The organism is Mycobacterium sp. 23 (assembly GCF_048287075.1).
Classification (GTDB): Bacteria; Actinomycetota; Actinomycetes; order Mycobacteriales; family Mycobacteriaceae; genus Mycobacterium; species Mycobacterium gordonae_B.
Map to the genome: position 1 here is coordinate 4,898,171 of NZ_JBLVUX010000005.1, position 18,989 is coordinate 4,917,159.

Here is an 18,989-nt window from a genome sequence, read left to right on the forward strand (position 1 = left end):
CTGAGACGCGATTTCGAGAGTGTCTCGGTTGAGCCACCGCGGCTTGCGGATCAGCCGCCGGAGTGCATGACGTCGGCGCCTTCGGGCACCCGGCAGTCGTCGGGATCGCTGAGCCAGCCGTCGGGCAGAGCCACCCGCGCCGGCGAACCCTGGCGGCCGCGCGGGCCGTTGCCGGCCTCCGGGAACGGAACGTCACGGTCCAACCGGTCGAGCAGCTCGTCGAGTTCGTCAAGTGTCTTGACCAGCGCCAATGCGCGCCTCAGGTCGGATCCTGCGGGGAAGCCGTGCAGGTACCAGGCGACGTGCTTGCGGATGTCGCGCATGCCCTTGTCTTCACCGAAATGGGCGGCCAGCAGCGCGCCGTGCCGCCGGATGATGTCGGTCACCTCGCCGAGGGCGGGCGGTTCCGGGGCCGGTATGCCGGTGAACGCGGCCGATAGTTCGGCGAACAGCCAGGGACGGCCCAGGCAGCCGCGGCCGATGACCACGCCATCGCATCCCGTGGCGGCCATCATGGCGAGCGCGTCGCTGGCGTCGTAGATGTCGCCGTTGCCCAGCACCGGAATCGTGCGCACCTGTTGCTTGAGCAGGGCGATCTGGTCCCAGTCGGCGGTGCCGGAGTAGCGCTGTGCGGCGGTTCGGGCGTGCAGGGCGACGGCCGCGGCTCCCTCGGACTCGGCGATGCGCCCGGCGTCCAGGTGCGTGTGGTGGTCGTCGTCGATGCCGATGCGGAACTTGACGGTCACCGGTATGTCGGTGCCGGCGGTGGCGCGCACCGCCGCGGCGACGATCTGGCCGAACAGCCGCCGCTTGTACGGCAACGCCGCTCCGCCGCCGCGCTTGGTCACCTTGGGAACCGGGCAGCCGAAGTTCATGTCGATGTGATCGGCCAGTCCCTCGTCGGCGATCATCTTGGCCGCGGCGAAGGTGGTGTCCGGGTCAACGGTGTAGAGCTGCAGCGAGCGCGGCGATTCGTCCGGCGCGAACGTCGTCATGTGCATGGTGACCGGGTGCCGCTCGACAAGCGCCCGCGCGGTCACCATCTCGCAGACATACAGTCCGCTGACCGTGCCTACCTTCGACAGCTCCAGTTCACGGCACAGCGAACGGAATGCGACGTTCGTCACACCGGCCATGGGTGCCAGCACGACGGGGCTGGCGAGCTCGATCGTGCCGATGCGCAATGGGCGCTACCGCCCGCTCAGCGTCAGCTTGCCCGCGGTCTGGTGCAGCTCGAACGCGGTGGTCTTCTTGCCGGTGCGAACTTCCCGGTCCAGCTGGCGTTGCTTGGACTGCTCGAACTTGTCGCAGGACGCCTCGAGTTCCTTGACCAGCACGCCCAGGTCGTCGCGCAGAGCCGCGGCCTCGCCGGTGAAGTCCTCGCGCTCGAAAATGCGCCATTTCTTCAGTACCGGCATGACGACGTCATCGAGGTGGATCCGGGGGTCGTACACGCCGCCGACGGCAATGAGCACTGCTTTGCGGCGGAACTCCGGCACCTGGTATCCGGGCATCTGGAAGTTGCGCAGGATCTTGTGCAGCGACTTCATCGCCTGGTTGGGTGCGATCTCGAACCCGGCTTCGCTGACGTCGCGGTAGAAGATCATGTGCAGGTTCTCGTCCGCCGAGATCTTGGCCAGCATCTGGTCGGCAATCGGTTCGTCGCAGGCCTTACCGGTGTTGCGGTGCGAGATCCGGGTGGCCAGCTCCTGGAAAGTCACGTAGATGACCGAGTCGAACAGGCTCTCGGCGAACAGGTCATCGCGCACCTGGTGGTTCTGGCCCGGGCTGAAGCCGCGGTTCACCACCTCCACGCGCAGCTTCTCCAGCTCGTAGGGGTCGACGGCGCGGGTGACCACGAGGTAGTCGCGCAGTGCGATCCCGTGCCGGTTCTCCTCGGCGGTCCAGCGGTTGACCCACTGGCCCCAGGCGCCGTCCAGCCCGAAGTTCATCGTGATCTCGCGGTGGTAGGACGGCAGGTTGTCCTCGGTCATCAGGTTCTGCACCATCGCCACCTGGGCGATGTCGGACAGCTTGGACTGTCCGGGCTCCCAATCCTGGCCGCCCAGCGCATAGAAGTTCTTCCCGTCCGACCACGGGATGTAGTCGTGCGGGTTCCAGTCTTTGTGCATGCTCTCGTGCCGGTTCAGGTACTTCTCGACCATCGGCTCGAGTTCCTGTAGCAGCTGCAGATTGGTCAGCTCGCCTGACATGGCAACTCCAGTTATCTGTGTCTGTTGGTTGCAGTCAATGTTATCTGTGCCTATCAGTAGCATCAAGTTTGCCGCCGGTGTGGCGCATCACGGTGCGGTCAAGGTTGATCGGCCACCTCGGAGAGGGTGCCCGAGGGTTGCGTCGGTTAATCGTGCGGCAGCGACGCGACGGTGATTTCGGCCGAGCCCTGTTCGACGTAGGTGGCGGCGGTGCCGAGCAACATGTTGACGCAGTAGTCGATGAACTGCTGGCGGGTGGCGCCCAGTTGATCGTTCAGGTACGCGGTGAACAGTGCGGTCAATGCGCCGATCAAGCTGGTCGCGACCAGTTTCTGGGTCACCGGGTCGACTATGCGGGAGAGCTTGCGCTGCAGCAGATCGATGAAGTTGGGCATCCACTCGGCCCCGGAGCGGGTCAGTACCGGCTCGACGGCGGGAGCCAGCAGCAACACCCGCCCGCGGACCGGGTCGTCGACCATCAGCGCCACGAACTGCTCGACGGCCTCTCTGGGAGTTTTCGCTGACGTCAGCGTCGCCATCGCCCGGGTGCAGACATCGTCGTAGACCGCGCGAACGAAATGCTCGCGATCGTCGAAGCTCTCGTAGAAGTACCGCTCGGTCAGGTTGGCCTGGCGGCAGGCGGCGCGCACCGTGAGTGCGGGGCCGCCTTCGCCTCCGAGCAATTCGACGCCGGCCGCTATGAGGGTGTCGCGACGCAACGCGTGGCGGTCCTCCAGAGGGACGCCTGACCAGCGGCCTCGTCGTTGACCCGCCTGCACTTCGCTCCTAGAATTGATTCTGACAACGCGTGTAGTCAGATTTCCGACAGCTGAGGAATGACACCAGTGACTCAAGATACGTCCGCGACGTGCCCGGTGACCAGCGCCGAGCCGGCCGCCCCCGATGACCGGCCGGCCGATATGGCCGTCGGTTGCCCGGTATCACCGCTGGGCTACGAGGCACCGCCGCAGCCGCTCGGTCCCGACTCGCTTACCTGGAAGTACTTCGGCGACTGGCGCGGCATGCTGCAGGGGCCGTTCGCCGGATCCATGCAGAACATGCACCCTCAGCTGGGCGCCGCGGTAAAGGATCACTCGACCTTCCTCCGCGAGCCGCTGCCCCGGGTGATGCGGTCGCTGTACCCGATCGGCGGGGTGGTCTTCGACGGTGACCGGGCCCCGACCACGGGGGCCGAGGTGCGCGACTACCACATCGACATCAAGGGCGTCGACGACCAGGGCCGGCGCTACCACGCTCTGAACCCTGACGTCTTCTACTGGGCTCACTCGACTTTCTTCGTCGGGACGCTGCACGTGGCCGAGTGGTTCTGTGGCGGTCTGACCGAAGCGGAGAAGCGGCAGCTGTTCGACGAACACGTCCAGTGGTACCGGATGTACGGGATGAGTATGCGGCCGGTGCCGAAGTCCTGGGAAGAGTTCCAGGCCTACTGGGACCACATGTGCCGCAACGTTTTAGAGGATAATTTCGCGACCCGGGTGGTCCTCGATCTGACGAATTACGGCAAGCCGCCGATCGCGCCGTGGCTTCCGGACTGGCTGTGGTCGGCCATGACCAAGCTGTCCGCGCCGTTCTTTCTGTGGTTGACCGTGGGCCTGTATCACCCGGCCGTCCGGGAGCGCTTGGGTTATCGATGGTCAGGCCGCGACGAGTGGCTGCACCGGCGCTTCGGCAGCGTGGTGCGGGCGATCTTCGCGTTCGTGCCTCCCCGGTACCGGAAGCACCCGCGGGCCCGTGCCGGCCTCGACCGCGCGTCCGGGCGCATTGCGGCCGACGCACCGCTGCCGCAGACGCCGGCCCGGAACCTGCCGCCCTTGGATGAGCGGGGCGATCCCAAGCATTACTGCCCGCAGGTCTGAGCGCTCAGTGCGTGTGGCTGTGCACCTCTTCGAGGCCGGACTGGTGCACGTGCTCGTGAGTGTGTTCGGTGCCGTCGCTGTGTGAATGTGCGTGCTCGTGCGCGACGTGCTCATGCTCGTGAGTGGTGTGGGCGTGGCTGTGGTGCACGTCCCCGTGCTGGTGTTCGTGGGCGTGCGCCTCATCATGGGTGTGGTCGGACATTTTGTTTCTCCTTATCGCGAAAATTGTTGTGAAGACTAGCTTTTGATCGCCTTCACGGCGCTGTCGCCCCGATGGTGACCGGGAACGCCGGGCCCGGCGTGTTCGGCGTTGTAGACGGCGTCGATGACGAGCTGGCGCACGTGGTCGTTCTCCAGGCTGTAGAAGATCGTGGTGCCGTCGCGCCGGGTGCGCACCAGGCGCGCCATGCGCAGCTTCGCCAGGTGTTGAGAGACCGAGGCGGCGGGTTTGCCCACGTGTTCGGCGAGTTCGTTGACCGACATCTCGTGCTTGGCCAGTGACCACAACACCTGCACGCGGGTGGCGTCGGCCAGCATCCGGAACACCTCGACCACCAGTCCGACCTGGTCGTCCGGCAACCTGCCAGCTCTGTTATCTGCGTGCATACGTAGATAATAGGTTAAATCACCGGTGTGGTGTCAAGGTGAGTTGGGGTCAGCCGGGAACGTCAGTCGCCCGGCGCTGCCCTCCGTTGCGCTCCTGCCAGGCCCGGTAGACGTCCACCGCCGCGGCTCTGATCGCGGGACGGGTTTCCTCGCGCATCGGCAGGCGGCGGTCCCGCCAGTCCTTGGCGAACTCGTCGTAGAAAGTGGCGAGCTCGAAGTACTTGCGGTCGTCGACGTAATGCGGCTCGTAGGCATCGCGTGACGTCAGGAAGACGACCTCATCGGGGGAGCAGTAGTAGAGCGAACCCAGGCACATCGGGCAGGGGTGGGCCAGGACATAGATGGTGGTGCCGACCAGATGCTCGGTGCCGAGCTTGGTGCACGCCTCGCGGATCGCCAGGATCTCCGCGTGAGCGGTGGGATCGCTGGTCTGCGCCACCTTGTTGGCGCTTTCAGCGAGGATCTCGCTGTTCCGGACGATGACCGTCGCGAACGGGCGCCCCCCTTCGGCGACGTTCTGACGGGCGAGGTCGATGGTTCGCTGTGCGAAGTCGGTCACACCCGGCAGAGTAGCCGCGCAGATTCATTGGCGGTTCTGTGATAGTAACTAGGTTATCTATATTTCTGAAGTCGAGGGAGTGCAATGGTGCGTACCGATCGGGATCGCTGGGACCTTGCGACGAGTGTCGGTGCGACGGCAACCATGGTCGCCGCCCAGCGGGCGCTGGCTTCCGACCCTGAATACGCGCTGATCGACGACCCCTTCGCGGCGCCGCTGGTGCGCGCGGTGGGCATCGACGTCTACACCCGCCTGGTGAACGGTCAGATTCCCGTTGACGACGACTCCGAGTTCGATCCGCAGCGGATGGCCCGGGGCATGGCCTGCCGGACCAGGTTCTACGACGAGTTCTTCCTGGACGCCACCCGCAGCGGTGTCACGCAGGTGGTCATCTTGGCGTCGGGCCTGGACGCGCGCGCCTACCGCTTGCCTTGGCCGGCCGGCACCGTCGTCTACGAGGTCGACATGCCGGAGGTGATCGAGTTCAAGACGCTGACGCTGAGCGACCTGGGCGCCGAGCCGACCGCCGAGCGCCGGACCGTCGCCATCGACCTGCGTGACGACTGGGCTTCGGCTCTGCGGGCGGCCGGGTTCGACGCTGCCGCCCCGTCGGCGTGGAGTGCCGAGGGCCTGCTGGTGTATCTGCCGGACGACGCCCAGGATGCGCTGTTCGACAACATCACCGCGCTGAGCGCGCCCGGCAGCCGACTTGCGTTCGAGTTCGTGCCGGACACCCGGATCTTCCAGGACGAGCGCTGGCGCGCCCATCACGAAAAGATGGCTGCGCTCGGGTTCGAACTCGACTTCAACGACCTCGTCTACCACGCCGAGCGCAGCCACCTCCTGGACCATCTGACTGGTACCGGTTGGCAGACCACGCCCCGCACCACCGCCGAACTGCACGCGGCCAACGGGTTCGACTACCCCGACGACGAACTGGCGGAAGCATTCGCCGACGTCACGTACACCAGCGCGGTGTACCAGCCATAGCGGCCCTGCTGGCCGCCTTTACTGGCTGCGGAGCAGTTCGTCCTTCAGCCGGCTGGTGAGCATGTCCTGGAACACCGTCTGTGCCGGGGCGTAGAGATCCCGGTACGTCGAGAGCAGGGCCTCGCGGTTGTACTCCGGGATAGCGCCGGTGGGCGGGGTCCAGAAGCTGTCGATGTCCATCAGGAAGAACTGACCGGTCTGGGGGGGCGTGACGCGACGCAGGTGGTAGCTCGGGTCGAGTGCCTGACCGACGCCCGGTCCGTAACGCACGATGAGTGACTTACCCGGCTGGGCCTCACGGTAGACGGCGGCGCCCTGCCATTCGGTCAGGGTCAGCCCGCCCGGGGCCAGACGCTGGGGGCCGAGCAGGCTCTCGTCGATCCAGTTGGTCCATTCGATCCGGCCGTCGACACCGGCGGGGACGCGGATCTCCAGGACGTAGCGCAGACCGATGCGCTCGATGCCCACGATCGACGAGACCGCCGAACGCGCGTCGACCACCCGCATGGCGATTTCCAGGAAGGTGTCGAAGTTGCTGTATGCGCTGGTCTCGACGACGATCGCCTGGTTCTTGAGCGACGCGGCGGTGGTGTTCTCGCGGTTGGAGTAGCGCACGAAGCGGTCCGCGACGGGTTGTGGCGGCTGACCGGGGGCGGTCATGCCCCACTGGACATCCTGGGCCTGGCGTTCGATGGGCAGGTCGTTGAGCAGCAGATGCTTGAGCTCGCGGCTTGCCGTCTCGGTGAGAGAGTCTGTTGCCGGGTGACGGATCTCCAGCGTCACCAGGGCTACGGGGGCGTTGGGTTGTACCTCAGCGGGATTCACGTCCGGAAGCATAGCCGCGAGCTTAACGAAGCGTGACGGCAATCACCCGGAGCGTCCGATCTCGTCTGTTTGTTGCGGCTGCGGAGGCCCGGCATACCAGGTCATAGCGGTTTGAGGCCGATTCGAGGCGGGTTCAGTGCCCCCAGTAGGACTCGAACCTACGACCTGCGGATTAAAAGTCCGTAGCTCTACCAACTGAGCTATAGGGGCAGCGGAGAATCACAATACTGGGTGCCGGCGGAGGGCTCGTTTGAGGATTGGGGCCGGGGTGACCTAAGCTGGCTTGGCTCCCAACAGTAATCGCGTTGCGAGTGCCCCGGAGAGATTCGGTTCTGGCCCCCTTCGTCTAGCGGCCTAGGACGCCGCCCTTTCAAGGCGGTAGCGCGGGTTCGAATCCCGTAGGGGGTACTGGCTACGCGGCTACCCGCGGAGCAGAGCAGTAGAGCAAGGCCCTGTGGCGCAGTTGGTTAGCGCGCCGCCCTGTCACGGCGGAGGTCGCGGGTTCGAGTCCCGTCAGGGTCGCCAGCACGGCGAGGCACACGCTGCCTGCCGGCTTCCGGCCAGGTAGCTCAGTCGGTACGAGCGTCCGCCTGAAAAGCGGAAGGTCGGCGGTTCGATCCCGCCCCTGGCCACCACGATCTACCTGCATTGACACGGCTCTTGCACTCGGTTGTCAGTTTTCTTTGTCCGGTTCTTGTCCGGTCTTGGGTGGTTGCGTCTCGGCCGCGTGAAGCTGATCCAGATTTGTTGCCACCTGGTCCAGTTCGTCGGCGTAGAGATCGCTGTAAATATTCGCGGTGACGGTGGGCGTGGAATGTCCCATGGTCTTCTGGACGTAGCGAAGGTCAGCCCCAGATTTTCGGGCCAGGCTGGCGTACGTGTGACGTAGATCATGGATAGTGAGCGGGGCCAGGTCAGTCTTCTTGAGTGCCCTGTTCCAGTGCGTATGGCGGCGCCAGTTGTTGGAGCGCAACATTGTTCCGTTCGATGAGGTGACGGCAGGCTCGTCGGGCGCCCGACCGCCGATCCGTGTTTTGAGGATGTCGACGACGACCTGGGGGAGCGGGACGGTACGGATACCGGCGCGGGTCTTGGGTGGCCCGATGATGATGCGGCCTTCGACTTCGGGCGCTGCCCGTCGGACGTAGAGCCGACGGGCAGCCAGGTCGATGTCCTTGACGCGGAGGCCGACGAGTTCGGACCAACGCAAGCCGGTGTAGGCGAGGATGGTCACGACGTCGCCCTGGTCTCCGCATGCGGTAGCCAGGGTCTGGATTTCTTGTGCGGACAGGTAGCGATGGCGATCCCGCTCGGGAATGCGGCCCGCTGAGACACCAAGGGCGGGGTTGCGGTGGATGCGCCCGTCTTGGTGGGCGACATCGAGAATTGAGCGCATCAGCCGCAGCGTGGAAACCTTTGCCCACGGGCCAACCGTCAGGCCGTCAACGAACGCCTGGACGTCGGCGCGGGTGATCTCGTCGACGGGGATGTGACCGAACCGGGGGGCGATTCGCAGATCCCAGTGTTGGACGTACCCGCTCCAGGTCTTCGGCGACACCGCGGGCTTCTTGGAACCGGAGAACTGCGTCCAGATCCGGTTCAGCGGCGTGCGTCCGAGGCGTGGGTCGAATCGACGTGCACCGAGCGCGGCTTCGTTGTCACGTTCGGATTTGAACGCCTTCGCCTCGCGCAGGGTCGGAAAGGTGGCTGACGTTTCAACCCAGCCCGATGGAGCGTTCGGATCTCGGATCAGGTATCGGACTTGGTAGCGGGGTTGGCCGGCTGCGTTGAGGCGCTTTCGAATGCCGCGAGGGGTGTTGCCGGCCATTACCGGCGCACCTGCTTCAGCCAGGATCGGACTTCTGCGCAGTCCCAGCGGCGTACCCGCTCTGACAGTGTGTAGCAGGGCGGGCCGATCTGTTCGCCGGTGGTTTCGCGGAGTGCGGCCCAGCGGTTGAGTGTTGCAGCGGAAACGCCTAATAGCGCTGAAACCTGTTCGGCGGTAAGCAATTCTGGGAAATTGCCGCTAGCGACGAGGGCCTCCCGGAGGTCGTGAATCACCATGGCGTCACCTCGTTGCGTGGATTGACTCGTACCGCGTGCGGCTGCGGGGCAACCCGTTAGCTGATTCGGAAATGGACCAGTCATTCACTGCTCCGCCCTCCGGTGGTCCTTGATTTCCCGTATTGCCTTGCAGTGGTGCGGATCTGATCGTCGGACCAGAAGTCGGATCGGACCTTCGTCGCGTGGCCGTCCTCGGCGATGACGTAGCCGGTACCCGGTCTGTCGGGGCTGATTCGGTGTGCCGGAGCCTTGTCGGCCAGCCCATCGCCGAGGACCATCGTGACTTCGTCGCGGGAACGCAGTCGAAGCGCGATGGTCTGCGTGAACAGTCCTCGCATAGGCAGCACTTCCTTGCGAGGGTCCTGCAGGAATGCGGCAACCACGATTCCCAGCGCTCGACCTTTGGTGAGGATCCGTGAGAACGAAGCGGCGGCTTCTTTACGAAGGGCCGGGTCGCTCATGTACGCGGTTATCCCGGCCAGCTCGTCGATCAGCAGCACGACAAGGGGTGAGGCCGTGGTCGGCCTGTGTTCGCGCGTGTGGCCCGCCATCTCGTGGCCGCGCTTGTCCATCAGCTTCTCCAGCCCAGCAAGGGTTTGGACGGCGTCGGCCTCTGTGGTGGCGATCTTGGTGAATAGCCCGGCGCCGGTTGACAACTCGATGCCGTACTTCAGGTCAATTCCGATCAGGTGAACAAACCCGGCGGCCACAGCAGGACCGAGTCCGCAGGCGATGCCCCAGAAGACGGAACCTTTGCCTGCGCCCGAGCAGCCCACGGTGAGTGTGTGTCGCCCGCTCAGTGGGAGGGTCCAGGCGGAACCGTCCTCGCGTCGTCCGAGCGTGATACGTGTTGTTGCGACCGCCGTTGGCGGCGCTGCGTGACCTACCGTCGACAACTGCTCTCGCATGACCAGCTCGATGCGCAGCGTCCCGGGCGAGACGACAACCGCCCGTGCCGAATATGCACCAGCAGCGTCACGGATGGCAGGAACGGCCCGCTCCAGGTCTTCCACGGTCTGTCCCATCCGTGCCCGTACTGTGAGCCGCAGGGTGGTGTGAGACACGTCTGTTCCCAACAGCTTTGGATGAAACCAGCGGGTGGAGGTGACCTGCTGGCCTTCTTTGTTGCGGCGAGTGATCTGCTCGGAGGCGGATAGGCCGCAGCGCTTGCAGAGCCTGTGCCAGGAGACGTAAGCCCAGAGTCGCCAGCGTAGAAGTCGGGCCGGTGTTGCGAATCGTTCCTCATACGTCTCGGGAGAGTGCAGTCGCCAGGAGATGAGGGCGGCGGCGGTGACTCCTACGACGATCGCCACCCAGAGGCCGAGACTGGTGAAGAAATTCAGGACGTGGTAGAGCCGGAATGGGGTGTCGGGATCGAGCGGTGCGTACGGATCGGGATTCATGCCGATTCCCGGCTGGCCGTTGCGCTGGCGGATGGCTTGCCTGGTGCCCTCATGCCAGAGGCTCGAAACGACCAGGCGATCCGGGAGAAGTCGCCCGACCGCTCAACGTACGGCAGCGCCATGAGCCCGTCGAAAACCACTGGGGTAAAGGGTGTCCCACTGGGTTTGGCGGGCGCAGACGGCTGCGTCGGTGCAGCGAACTTGACTGTCACCGTCCGACTGCGCTTCGGTGCCGCCGGGTCGCCGTCAAGCACTTCGACCTGCCACATCGGCAAGCCGGTATCGCGATCCCTCGCTTGGACGCGGTTCTCGCCGGAGGACTTGTCGAAGTCGATCATCGGCGTCACCTCGGATACGAGGAACGCACCGAGGGAGAACACCTGTTCGTGACCGATCTGGAGCCATTTGGGGATAGACATTGCAGAACCTTCCTTGTGGATTGGACTAGATGACTACTCAACCTAGTCGTCTAGAGGAGTAAGTCAAGCGTCTGACACATTCGGTCGTTTCGAGACGCTTCAGCGCGCTGAGAAGTCGTATTCCAGCAGGTAGGCCGACGCCACCTTCACTGTGTCGCAGACTTCAACGGCCACGTCCTTGGTGTCATAGGCAGTCCGCACCACTGTTAGAACAGGCGCCCCTGGCGGGAGCTGCAAGGCACGGCGTTCTTCGGGAGTGGGCATTCGGGCGCCGACCTCCTCGGTGAACCGCGCGAGGCTATGACCAGCCTCTTCAAGGCGCGCGTAGATGCCACCTGGCCCCGTGTCGGTCTGTTCGATCTTGGTGCCCTTGGCGAATGCGACAGGAATGTATGAGGTTGCCGTTTCGACCGGCTTGCCGTCGGCGAGGTAACGTCGGGACCGAACCACCACTTCGTCATTTGCAGTCAGTCGAAGCCGTTCGGCCACAACCGAATCCGGCCTCTCGCGGGAAACGCTGATGTTGTCGACTTGAGGTGTGTAGCCGGACTTCTCCGCTTCGACGGTGAATGCCGCTTTGCCGTTGGCGCGATGTTGCCGGGCGAAGCGATCGGATGCGAGCCGCCTAATTGGGGGAGAGGGGCGCACAAACACCCCGCGACCGTGCTCGGAGATCACCAAGCCTTCGGTGCGCAGTTCTTGCACTGCCTGGCGGACTGTCATCCGCGCGACCCCGAAATGCTCGATTAACTCGGCCTCGGAGGGCAGACGTCCGCCAGCTTCTAGCTGGCCAGAGATGATGGCGTCACGCAACATGCTGGCGATCTGCCGATACGGCGGCTTATCGTCCGCCCGGTCAATCTGACCAAGTTGCAGCACCTGAGAGCCTTCTCGTACATGTCTAGGCGACTAGTCTAGGGACACGACACGTCCCTTGTCACATCGAGTCGGCCGCAGAGGAGTCTTGCGCATGGCAGCCACACCGAAGCACTCGGTCAGCGTCGCCGGCATCGTGGTCCGCGACGATGGCCGCGTCCTGGTGATCAAGCGCGAAGACAACGGCCACTGGGAGGCGCCGGGGGGAGTCCTGGAACTCGACGAGTCGTTCGAGGCTGGGGTTCGACGTGAGGTGCTGGAAGAAACCGGCCTTGAGGTCACCGTCGAGCGGCTCACGGGTGTCTATAAGAATCTGGCCCGCGGGATCGTCGCATTGGTGTACCGCTGTCGGCCTGCCGCTGGCGAGCCCCATGCAACAGACGAGACAAGTGAATTCCGTTGGATGACAACGGAAGAAGTGCAGTCGGCGATGGTTCCAGCGTTTGGTGTGCGTGTGCTGGATGCCTTCAAGGATGCGCCTCAGTCGCGGGCGCACGATGGGGTCGATCTCATTACCCGGTGAACTCTGTCTGTTTGCGTGTGAGTTCACATTCCACGGCATCCGAGAAACGCATCTCACGCCGCATTCGCCGATCCTTTACAACGCCGATTCCCTATAAGGGAGAAGACGGATTCAGTGTGACGAAGCGCCGAGCGGTTCCCCGAACGTTGATGAGCGCTGGCGCGGGGCTGATCGAGGCATCCACGGAGCTGATTCTGCGGAATAAGTCGCTGGCGGCGACCGCTCGCATGCGATCCTCGGTGCGTGCAGACGCCGCCCGGTGCGCCCGAACCCGAGTGTCAATGGACAGCTGAAACTGCCCGTGGGCGGACATGAGAACTGCCCGTAGGTGGCCAATAAGAACTGCCCAGTGGCGGACACGAATCTGCCCATTAGGGTGTGTCCGCCACCGGTGGTTGAGGCCGTTGTCAGCTCAAGGGTTTGACTCCCTTCCCGTGCAGGGCTTGGGCCAGCCGCACGGAGTCTCCGCTGGTCTGGCACAGGTGCGCGTGATGCAGCAGCCGGTCCACGGTGGCAGTCGCCAACGTCTTGGGCATCAGCTCATCGAAACCACTGGGGTGCAGGTTCGATGAGATCGCCACCGAGCGCCGTTCATAGGCGGCCTCGACGATGCGGTAGAGCCCTTCAGCGGCATCGGCACCGACGGGCAACAGTCCAACGTCGTCAATCACCACGAGCTCGGCACGCACGATCTTGGCCACGGCCTTGCCCAACGAATCGTCAGCGCGGTGCGCCCGAACCAGGACCCCGATCTGCTCGAGGGTGAACCACGCCACCGGCATCCCGGCTTCGATGACCTTCTGCCCCAACGCTTCGAGGAAGAACGTCTTGCCGGTGCCAGCGGGCCCGCAGACCACCAGGTTCTCCCGACGACCCACCCACTCCAGGGTCTGTAGCGCCTGCTGGGTCGGTAACGGGATCGACGACGCATTGGGGTCCCACACGTCGAATGTCTTCCCGGTCGGGAAGCCGGCGGCTTTGCGGCGGGCGGCCAGCATGGACCGGGCCCGGCCGGCGGACTCCTCGGTCAGCAGCGCTTTGATCACCTCGGTGGGGTCCCAGCGTTGAGCTCGGGCAGTGGCCAGCACGTCGGCGGCGATCGCGCGGGCGTGCGGCAACCGCAGCCCACGCATCAGCGCTTCGACGTCGGCGGGTAGCGACGCGGTGGTCGTGGTGGTAGTCACGCGATGCCTGCCTCGTCAGCGTCGATAACGTTGCGGCCGAATAAGTTCCACCCACTGGTTCCTTGCGCCAGGGAGGTGTCTTCGTCGGCGCCGCGGCGAGTGGTGTCCATGCCCTTGCTGGCGAGGATGGAATCAAGGTCACCGGTGGCGAAGCGACCGTGCACGCCAGCATGCCCGAGCGCCCAGTCGACATCGGCGCGGCCGGTTAACGCCGACAGTTCCACCGCGTGGGCCATCTTCTGCAGGATCCGTTCGGTGCCGACGGCGGCGGCTTCTTTGAGCCACACCGCCGCACCCGGCCCCAGCGCCAGGAAGGTCTGCTCACTGACAGTGCGGGCCCGCACCCGGTAATCACCGGGCACCTTGTCCCGATGCTCAGGGAAGTGGTCATCGTTGATGGCGGGACTACCGGGGGCGGCGCGGCGATGCCGCGCCACCTCCACCGGGCCGCCGCCATCAAGAGCGCAGATCACCACCTCATCGGTGCCGTCGTGGTCACGGATCCACACTGTCTGGCCCAGAAGAGTTGCGGGCAGCGAGTATTGGCAGTGGTCGAAGGTGACCATCGGGGTGTTGTCGGGAACCCGGCGGGTCACCCCCAACGCGGCGGTGTGGGGCAGGTCAGGAACCGCGTGCAGGGCCGGGCGTTCCTGAATGAGCATCTCGGCCGGCCGGCGTCCCGTGATCCGGTGCACGCGGGCGTTGATCTCGGTGGTGAAACCGGCGCATGCGGCTTCGACGTCGGCGAACGAGTCGTACTGCGGCAGGAGGTTGGTCTCAGTAGGCACGATGTCGGCTTTGGCGAGCTTCACCGCGTTCTCCACCCCACCCTTGGTGGCTGGGTCGGCGGGTTCACACGTCAGCACCGAAAGGCCGTAGTAGCGGCCGAAGGTGACCGCGGCCCGGTTGCGGACCGGAACTCCGGCGATGTGTCCAGTGGTGACGGTCTTCTCGTTGTCGGTGAGCAGGTAGGTCGGAGCACCACCGACGATGCGAAAGATGCGGTCCAGGCCGGCGAAGACACTGGGTGCGGTGCGGTCCCGCAAAGCCACCACGACGCGGTAGCGGCTCCACGCCAGCCACGCCACGAGCAGCACGATCTTGCGGCCGGCGACAAGGGGGCCGTCGGCGAAGTCGTACTGTAGCCACAGTCCTGGCTCGGTGATCCAGGGCCGGTGCACGCGTGTATTGCCAAGGCGCCATTGCGCTTTGATCTCCGCCAACGAACGGCGGGTGGTGCGGTCGGTGCCGGTGTAGCCCAACGCCACCAGCTTGTCGTGGGCTTTGTCGCCGCGGATCTTGCCCTTCGAATCAGCGACCCAGGTTTCCAGCAGGTCGCGCCAATCATCGATCATCCGGGCCCGCCGCGTGGCCGGGGGCAGCCCAGCGTTGCGATCCTCGACCGCTTTCTTCACGGTGTGGTGCGAGCACCCACACAGCTCGGCCGCGGCGCGGTAGGACCCGGTCAGGTCGTAGGCATTGAGTATTTCCATGAGTTCTCCGTCAGACTTCAAGTAGGTCTCTCCTGGGGTTGTCGGGTCGACTAGGCATCGACATCGAAACCGCAGGAGAGGCCGCCCCAGCGCAGACGCGCCGAACGACATCAAGTAGGTCTGGGCAGATTCATGGCCGCCTGCGGGCACTTTCGTATCCGCCGGTGGGCAGTTCTTATTGGCCGCGAACGGGCACTTTCATGTCCGCCAGTGGGCAGTTTTTCATGTCCGCCGACACCCGAGCCCCACGGGCGAGATCTGTTCTACCGGTCGCTCTTCGCGTGGCCCGGACGTGCGACTATCCAGTCACCGAACGCTGCACGGGTTTGAGTCGTTAGGTCGGAGTTGTCGGGGGCAGCTCGTACCGTGATTCGCATGAGCATCCCGAACCTTGGCCTGAACGTTGAGCAAGCAGAGGCATTGTTCAACCTCGCCAACAACGGGGTCTTGACGCGCATCGATCAACGAGGTGAGCGTGCCGGCGAACTTTTCCAATGGGGCCTGAACCCGCGTACCGCGGAACCGGGGAGCGCACTCGCCGTCGACGACGAGGCCTTCGCCGCGGCGTATCCGCTGACGTTGGCCGGACCGCAGGCCGTCACCGAGCACGCGATATTCCCCGCGATGAGCGCCGCGGAGAGTCTGCACACCGTCGGGATTCTGGTTGCCCGACGCAAGTCGCACCGCCAGCCGCACGTCACCGAGATCTTCCAACTCTGCAGGGTGGCAATCGAGTGCGCGGCGCTGACCATCTGGCTGCTGGGCGACCCTAATCGCGAAGTCCGCAGGGACCGGTGCATGGCCGAGGAGATGGAGCAACTGGAGCAGAGGCGCCGGTTCCTGCTGATCGGTGAACAGGACGAGACCGCCCGCGCGTCCCGCTACCCGAAGCAGATGCTCGTGGAGAACGCGGTGCACCGCCGCAAGTACAACGCGATGCTAGACGCGGCGAGGGCCGCCTACACCTTCGAGAAAACCCCGCCATTTACGAAGATGATCCGGGAGTCGGCGCAGTGGGTCGACTCCCACGTACCGGCACACGACGATGGCGAGATCGCCAACAGCGGTGTGGAGAACGTCGCCCGGCAGTTCTACTCCTACGGCTCCAGCTTCATCCACGGCTACAAGTGGATGACGGACTACGGCCGCAGTGGCACGGTGTTCCCGTTGACCGCAGACGCCCTGGCGGTGACGCTCAACATGGCCGAATGCGCGGTGTGTCTGTTCGAGGCAGCTTCACGCGCGCCCGGCGCCATACGACCTGAAGAGTCCTACCTCCCCGAGCGCTTCGAACCCACCGTCGCAGCATGGTCGGCGGAATTGTTCGGGGAGTAGGTCCGAGCTCAGCGGTGTTGATCGCCGCCGCGGCGGGTGACGATGTTGGTAGTCATCAGCAGGAGGTCTGTGCATCCGAGTCGCCGCGCCTCATCGAAGTCGGAGGCCAGGGCTGAGGCCAGCGTGTACATGAGGGCGCGCGCCGCACGGTTCACCTCCGGGAACACCGTCTTGAGGTCGCTACCGTTCGTCTTCTTCTGGTTCATGTCGCGGACGCTACGCGGCAGGGGTGCAGAACCGTTTCCATGACCAAGACCGCCTGCTAAGCCCGGGGCCGATCGATCGGTCCCGGGGTCAGCGCGTTCAGCTACCGGTCTGTGCGCGGGTCCGGTTCCTCACGGCAGCGCGGGCAGTCCCCACACAGCTGGGAGGGTGCAACGCCCAGCGGGAGGAACTGGATGTGGTATCCGGGATGGTTGCAGTAGCCGCAGATCGCCATGGCCTGGCTCTCCTGATTCCGTGAGGATTCCTTGAGGTTTGAGAGACATGGACGCGCCCCTCACACCTTCTGGTGCGAAACCTCTCCGAATACCGTGCCGACACCTACGTGCGAGCCACTTCCTACACACCGGCAACAGTGGCCCCGCGCGGCCCGTCGGCAGCTGACCTTAGAGTGGCGTCGGCAGCAAGAAGCCGCAGCTGAGGGGAGCATGCGATGGCGGATCGTTCGGCGATCGAGTGGACCGAGGCAACCTGGAATCCCGTCACCGGCTGCGACCGTGTCTCCGCCGGCTGTGACCACTGCTACGCGATGACCCTGGCCAAGCGGCTCAAGGCGATGGGCTCAGCAAAGTACCAGCAGGACGGCGACCCGCGCACCTCCGGCCTCGGCTTCGGCGTCACGGTCCACCCACAAGCCCTCGACGAGCCGCGGCGGTGGCGTCACTCGCGTGTGGTGTTCGTCAACTCGATGTCCGACCTATTCCACGCGAAGGTGCCAATCGACTTCATCCGCGACGTGTTCGACGTCTGCCGTGACACTCCGCGGCACACCTACCAGGTGCTCACGAAGCGGAGTCTGAGGCTGCGGCGCGTGGCCGACAAGCTGGACTGGCCGCAGAACCTCTGGATGGGGGTTTCGGTGGAGAGCTCGGATGTCCTGAGTCGAGTCGACCATCTCCGTGAGGTGCCAGCCGCCGTCCGGTTCCTGTCGTGTGAACCGCTGCTGGGGCCGCTCGAAGGGATTGACCTGACTGGCATCGGTTGGGTGATCGCCGGTGGCGAGAGCGGGCCGGGGTACCGCCCCATGCAGCTGTCCTGGGCCCGCGGCATCCGCGATGCGTGCACCGACGCCGAGGTGCCGTTCTTCTTCAAGCAGTGGGGAGGTCGAACTCCGAAGGCCGCGGGGCGAGAACTCGACGGCCAGGTGTGGGACGAGATGCCCGGCGCGGCAACAGGCTAAGCCTCGTTGCCGTCTCCTTCATCAGGTCCTTCCTCGAAGATCCGGATGCGGCTCGTCGCTGGCCACGGGGCCTTCTTCGGAGCCTCGGCCGGAGACAGCCGGACTACAAGCCCTTCTCGGAATAGCTCGTCTAGCGCGCTGCGCACGTGAGTTTCCGTGTGACCGAGGATCTGCGCCTGGTTGACCAGATCAGTGAAGTCGTTAACACCGACACGCTTCCGAAAGTCGTCGATCAGGGGCTGAATGTCGGGTTCGAGCAGGCTCGGCTGAAACGCTGTGGCGGCGCTGGCCCCGCGGCCGCTGGTGGGGTCCGCAGACCACTTGGCGGAGTTCCAGCATTCAAGCCCCGCCTGATGGTGCGTTGCAAAGATCAGCGAGTACCGGGTGTACCGGCGAGCGACGTCGACGTCGAACGACGAGGTGTGGCACCCGAGCGCTTCCAGCTTGTCGCAGTAGAGCCTAACGAGCGCGGCCTTGGACTGCGCTGTGCTGAGACCGTCCTCAATGTTTTGCCAGGAGTCGTCGCCGTAGAGGCCGTTCATGACTGAGACCATCGCCGGGTTGGTGCGGTAACGGTGAGCTTCGTCGGCCATGAACGTGATCACGGCGTCGTTCTTGGGGACCTTCACGATCTCCGCGATGATGGACCACGGGATCTGCTTGAGCCCATAGGGGTCGATGATCCACAGCGTCTGCGTCCCTGCCGGCGCGTGCTGCTTCCGCGCCGCGGCGAAGATGTTCTCGAACTTCTTCGGTCCGACCGCTACATGATAAATCCGGTCGTCTGCCGGAAGAGCTTTCATGCGCCCGTCCAGGGCCTCGCAGCGGCGCGGGTCCAAGTCGTTCGTCACATAGGTAAGCGGCTGGAAGTTTGGGCGGCAGACGTGGTCGCGGAACAACTTCGCGATCATGATTGCGCTGCCGTCGAGACCATCGGAGTACATCCCTGAGCCAGCGAACCCGTCGATGATGGTCCCCGGCTTGGCCCACCTGCCCTGCAGAACCTTACCCATCCAGCACGCGATGTACCGGCGGTAGAAGGCATGCTTGAGGCGGGTGTGCGGGTCCGACGGGTAGTCCACCTGCTTGCGCAATTCCTCCTTGCGCGTCACCAGAGTGTGCCCCGTACGTTCAGAACTTGCGGTGGATTGAAGTGCGCCATCCCGGTGCTCCTCCCCGTCAAATGCAGCGTAACTACGGGGGAAGGCGCGGTCCGCCAG

21 protein-coding genes and 4 tRNA genes are annotated in these 18,989 nt (G+C 64.8%); 8 read left to right on the forward strand and 17 right to left on the reverse strand.

The genetic code is table 11. The features are described from left to right. Positions 1–50: 50 nt before the first annotated feature. The 3 genes from dusB to ACNQS7_RS23880 all read right to left on the reverse strand — a co-directional run bounded on the left by dusB (position 51) and on the right by ACNQS7_RS23880 (position 2,992). Complete coding sequence (dusB, locus tag ACNQS7_RS23870) at positions 51–1,184, reverse strand: tRNA dihydrouridine synthase DusB (RefSeq protein ID WP_418014482.1); 1,134 nt, start codon at positions 1,182–1,184, stop codon at positions 51–53. A 6-nt stretch (positions 1,185–1,190) separates the two neighbouring features. Next, on the reverse strand, positions 1,191–2,213 hold the full coding sequence (locus ACNQS7_RS23875; protein ID WP_055581469.1) for an acyl-ACP desaturase: 1,023 nt from the start codon (positions 2,211–2,213) through the stop codon (positions 1,191–1,193). A gap of 146 nt (positions 2,214–2,359) precedes the next feature. Continuing rightward, a complete protein-coding gene (locus tag ACNQS7_RS23880; protein ID WP_418014483.1) occupies positions 2,360–2,992 on the reverse strand; it encodes a TetR/AcrR family transcriptional regulator in 633 nt (210 codons plus the stop codon). Between the two features lie 66 nt (positions 2,993–3,058). Here ACNQS7_RS23880 and ACNQS7_RS23885 point away from each other — a divergent pair, with 66 nt between their 5' ends. Continuing rightward, positions 3,059–4,090, forward strand: a complete 1,032-nt coding sequence (locus tag ACNQS7_RS23885; RefSeq protein WP_418014484.1) for an oxygenase MpaB family protein — start codon at positions 3,059–3,061, stop codon at positions 4,088–4,090. 4 nt (positions 4,091–4,094) lie between these two features. Here ACNQS7_RS23885 and ACNQS7_RS23890 read toward each other — a convergent pair whose 3' ends face one another. The 3 genes from ACNQS7_RS23890 to ACNQS7_RS23900 are packed head-to-tail and all read right to left on the reverse strand — an operon-like array spanning position 4,095 to position 5,255. Further along, positions 4,095–4,292 carry a zinc transporter Slc39a7 gene (locus ACNQS7_RS23890; protein ID WP_418014485.1) on the reverse strand — a complete coding sequence of 66 codons (198 nt, stop codon included), beginning with the start codon at positions 4,290–4,292 and terminating at the stop codon, positions 4,095–4,097. 35 nt (positions 4,293–4,327) lie between these two features. Beyond that, positions 4,328–4,696: an ArsR/SmtB family transcription factor gene (locus tag ACNQS7_RS23895; protein ID WP_055581465.1), complete on the reverse strand. Its 369-nt coding sequence runs from the start codon at positions 4,694–4,696 to the stop codon at positions 4,328–4,330. A 49-nt stretch (positions 4,697–4,745) separates the two neighbouring features. Continuing rightward, complete coding sequence (locus ACNQS7_RS23900; protein ID WP_418014486.1) at positions 4,746–5,255, reverse strand: nucleoside deaminase; 510 nt, start codon at positions 5,253–5,255, stop codon at positions 4,746–4,748. Between the two features lie 84 nt (positions 5,256–5,339). On the opposite strand from ACNQS7_RS23900, the gene ACNQS7_RS23905 reads away from it, so the two are divergent. Beyond that, a complete protein-coding gene (locus tag ACNQS7_RS23905) occupies positions 5,340–6,245 on the forward strand; it encodes an SAM-dependent methyltransferase (protein ID WP_418014487.1) in 906 nt (301 codons plus the stop codon). 18 nt (positions 6,246–6,263) lie between these two features. Here the strand turns inward: ACNQS7_RS23905 and ACNQS7_RS23910 are convergent, their stop codons facing one another. Continuing rightward, positions 6,264–7,082: a TIGR04255 family protein gene (locus ACNQS7_RS23910; RefSeq protein WP_418014488.1), complete on the reverse strand. Its 819-nt coding sequence runs from the start codon at positions 7,080–7,082 to the stop codon at positions 6,264–6,266. Between the two features lie 125 nt (positions 7,083–7,207). Next, positions 7,208–7,280: transfer RNA gene (locus tag ACNQS7_RS23915), tRNA-Lys, on the reverse strand. A 125-nt stretch (positions 7,281–7,405) separates the two neighbouring features. Here ACNQS7_RS23915 and ACNQS7_RS23920 point away from each other — a divergent pair. The 3 genes from ACNQS7_RS23920 (at position 7,406) to ACNQS7_RS23930 (ending at position 7,705) form a co-directional block, all read left to right on the forward strand. Further along, positions 7,406–7,478: transfer RNA gene (locus ACNQS7_RS23920), tRNA-Glu, on the forward strand. A gap of 40 nt (positions 7,479–7,518) precedes the next feature. Beyond that, positions 7,519–7,595: transfer RNA gene (locus tag ACNQS7_RS23925), tRNA-Asp, on the forward strand. A 33-nt stretch (positions 7,596–7,628) separates the two neighbouring features. Beyond that, positions 7,629–7,705, forward strand: a tRNA-Phe gene (locus tag ACNQS7_RS23930). 38 nt (positions 7,706–7,743) lie between these two features. Here the strand turns inward: ACNQS7_RS23930 and ACNQS7_RS23935 are convergent. From ACNQS7_RS23935 to ACNQS7_RS23955, 5 genes are all read right to left on the reverse strand, one after another. Beyond that, positions 7,744–8,898, reverse strand: coding sequence for a tyrosine-type recombinase/integrase (locus ACNQS7_RS23935; protein WP_418014489.1), 1,155 nt, complete (start codon positions 8,896–8,898; stop codon positions 7,744–7,746). After that, positions 8,898–9,134 (reverse strand): helix-turn-helix transcriptional regulator, encoded by a 237-nt coding sequence (locus ACNQS7_RS23940; RefSeq protein ID WP_256099926.1) that lies wholly within the window; start codon positions 9,132–9,134, stop codon positions 8,898–8,900. Before ACNQS7_RS23940 ends, ACNQS7_RS23935 begins: the two co-directional genes overlap by 1 nt. A gap of 80 nt (positions 9,135–9,214) precedes the next feature. Beyond that, positions 9,215–10,537 carry an FtsK/SpoIIIE domain-containing protein gene (locus ACNQS7_RS23945; RefSeq protein ID WP_418014490.1) on the reverse strand — a complete coding sequence of 441 codons (1,323 nt, stop codon included), beginning with the start codon at positions 10,535–10,537 and terminating at the stop codon, positions 9,215–9,217. Then, positions 10,534–10,956, reverse strand: coding sequence for a plasmid replication, integration and excision activator (locus ACNQS7_RS23950; protein WP_256099924.1), 423 nt, complete (start codon positions 10,954–10,956; stop codon positions 10,534–10,536). Before ACNQS7_RS23950 ends, ACNQS7_RS23945 begins: the two co-directional genes overlap by 4 nt. Before the next feature lie 99 nt (positions 10,957–11,055). Continuing rightward, complete coding sequence (locus tag ACNQS7_RS23955; RefSeq protein ID WP_418014491.1) at positions 11,056–11,835, reverse strand: GntR family transcriptional regulator; 780 nt, start codon at positions 11,833–11,835, stop codon at positions 11,056–11,058. 91 nt (positions 11,836–11,926) lie between these two features. Between ACNQS7_RS23955 and ACNQS7_RS23960 the strand changes: the two genes are divergently transcribed. Further along, the gene (locus ACNQS7_RS23960; protein WP_256099922.1) at positions 11,927–12,355 is read left to right on the forward strand and encodes an NUDIX hydrolase; all 429 of its coding nucleotides are present in this window, start codon (positions 11,927–11,929) and stop codon (positions 12,353–12,355) included. A 407-nt stretch (positions 12,356–12,762) separates the two neighbouring features. Here the strand turns inward: ACNQS7_RS23960 and ACNQS7_RS23965 are convergent, their stop codons facing one another. Both ACNQS7_RS23965 and istA read right to left on the reverse strand, forming a co-directional pair. Continuing rightward, positions 12,763–13,488, reverse strand: coding sequence for an ATP-binding protein (locus ACNQS7_RS23965; protein WP_240263800.1), 726 nt, complete (start codon positions 13,486–13,488; stop codon positions 12,763–12,765). Between the two features lie 47 nt (positions 13,489–13,535). Beyond that, positions 13,536–15,053, reverse strand: a complete 1,518-nt coding sequence (istA, locus tag ACNQS7_RS23970; protein ID WP_240258325.1) for an IS21 family transposase — start codon at positions 15,051–15,053, stop codon at positions 13,536–13,538. Positions 15,054–15,407: 354 nt separating this feature from the next. On the opposite strand from istA, the gene ACNQS7_RS23975 reads away from it, so the two are divergent. Further along, positions 15,408–16,367 carry a hypothetical protein gene (locus ACNQS7_RS23975; RefSeq protein WP_418014492.1) on the forward strand — a complete coding sequence of 320 codons (960 nt, stop codon included), beginning with the start codon at positions 15,408–15,410 and terminating at the stop codon, positions 16,365–16,367. Positions 16,368–16,375: 8 nt separating this feature from the next. Here ACNQS7_RS23975 and ACNQS7_RS23980 read toward each other — a convergent pair whose 3' ends face one another. Then, positions 16,376–16,573 carry a hypothetical protein gene (locus ACNQS7_RS23980; RefSeq protein WP_256099920.1) on the reverse strand — a complete coding sequence of 66 codons (198 nt, stop codon included), beginning with the start codon at positions 16,571–16,573 and terminating at the stop codon, positions 16,376–16,378. A 449-nt stretch (positions 16,574–17,022) separates the two neighbouring features. Here ACNQS7_RS23980 and ACNQS7_RS23985 point away from each other — a divergent pair, with 449 nt between their 5' ends. After that, positions 17,023–17,769 (forward strand): DUF5131 family protein, encoded by a 747-nt coding sequence (locus ACNQS7_RS23985; RefSeq protein ID WP_256100832.1) that lies wholly within the window; start codon positions 17,023–17,025, stop codon positions 17,767–17,769. On the opposite strand, the gene tcmP is transcribed toward ACNQS7_RS23985, so the two are convergent. Further along, positions 17,766–18,881: a three-Cys-motif partner protein TcmP gene (tcmP, locus tag ACNQS7_RS23990; RefSeq protein ID WP_256100833.1), complete on the reverse strand. Its 1,116-nt coding sequence runs from the start codon at positions 18,879–18,881 to the stop codon at positions 17,766–17,768. The genes ACNQS7_RS23985 and tcmP overlap by 4 nt on opposite strands. Between the last annotated feature and the right edge of the window lie 108 nt (positions 18,882–18,989).

Excerpts from the sequence above, each read along its gene's own strand:
- ACNQS7_RS23935 (WP_418014489.1), bottom strand. The coding sequence starts at position 8,898 with ATGGCCGGCAACACCCCTCGCGGCATTCGAAAGCGCCTCAACGCAGCC.
- ACNQS7_RS23965 (WP_240263800.1), bottom strand. The coding sequence starts at position 13,488 with ATGCGTGGGCTGCGGTTGCCGCACGCCCGCGCGATCGCCGCCGACGTG.
- ACNQS7_RS23960 (WP_256099922.1), top strand. The coding sequence starts at position 11,927 with ATGGCAGCCACACCGAAGCACTCGGTCAGCGTCGCCGGCATCGTGGTC.
- ACNQS7_RS23905 (WP_418014487.1), top strand. The coding sequence starts at position 5,340 with ATGGTGCGTACCGATCGGGATCGCTGGGACCTTGCGACGAGTGTCGGT.
- ACNQS7_RS23890 (WP_418014485.1), bottom strand. The coding sequence starts at position 4,292 with ATGTCCGACCACACCCATGATGAGGCGCACGCCCACGAACACCAGCAC.
- ACNQS7_RS23940 (WP_256099926.1), bottom strand. The coding sequence starts at position 9,134 with ATGGTGATTCACGACCTCCGGGAGGCCCTCGTCGCTAGCGGCAATTTC.
- ACNQS7_RS23985 (WP_256100832.1), top strand. The coding sequence starts at position 17,023 with ATGGCGGATCGTTCGGCGATCGAGTGGACCGAGGCAACCTGGAATCCC.
- ACNQS7_RS23980 (WP_256099920.1), bottom strand. The coding sequence starts at position 16,573 with ATGAACCAGAAGAAGACGAACGGTAGCGACCTCAAGACGGTGTTCCCG.
- ACNQS7_RS23875 (WP_055581469.1), bottom strand. The coding sequence starts at position 2,213 with ATGTCAGGCGAGCTGACCAATCTGCAGCTGCTACAGGAACTCGAGCCG.
- ACNQS7_RS23910 (WP_418014488.1), bottom strand. The coding sequence starts at position 7,082 with ATGCTTCCGGACGTGAATCCCGCTGAGGTACAACCCAACGCCCCCGTA.
- ACNQS7_RS23975 (WP_418014492.1), top strand. The coding sequence starts at position 15,408 with ATGAGCATCCCGAACCTTGGCCTGAACGTTGAGCAAGCAGAGGCATTG.
- ACNQS7_RS23895 (WP_055581465.1), bottom strand. The coding sequence starts at position 4,696 with ATGCACGCAGATAACAGAGCTGGCAGGTTGCCGGACGACCAGGTCGGA.
- ACNQS7_RS23950 (WP_256099924.1), bottom strand. The coding sequence starts at position 10,956 with ATGTCTATCCCCAAATGGCTCCAGATCGGTCACGAACAGGTGTTCTCC.
- ACNQS7_RS23945 (WP_418014490.1), bottom strand. The coding sequence starts at position 10,537 with ATGAATCCCGATCCGTACGCACCGCTCGATCCCGACACCCCATTCCGG.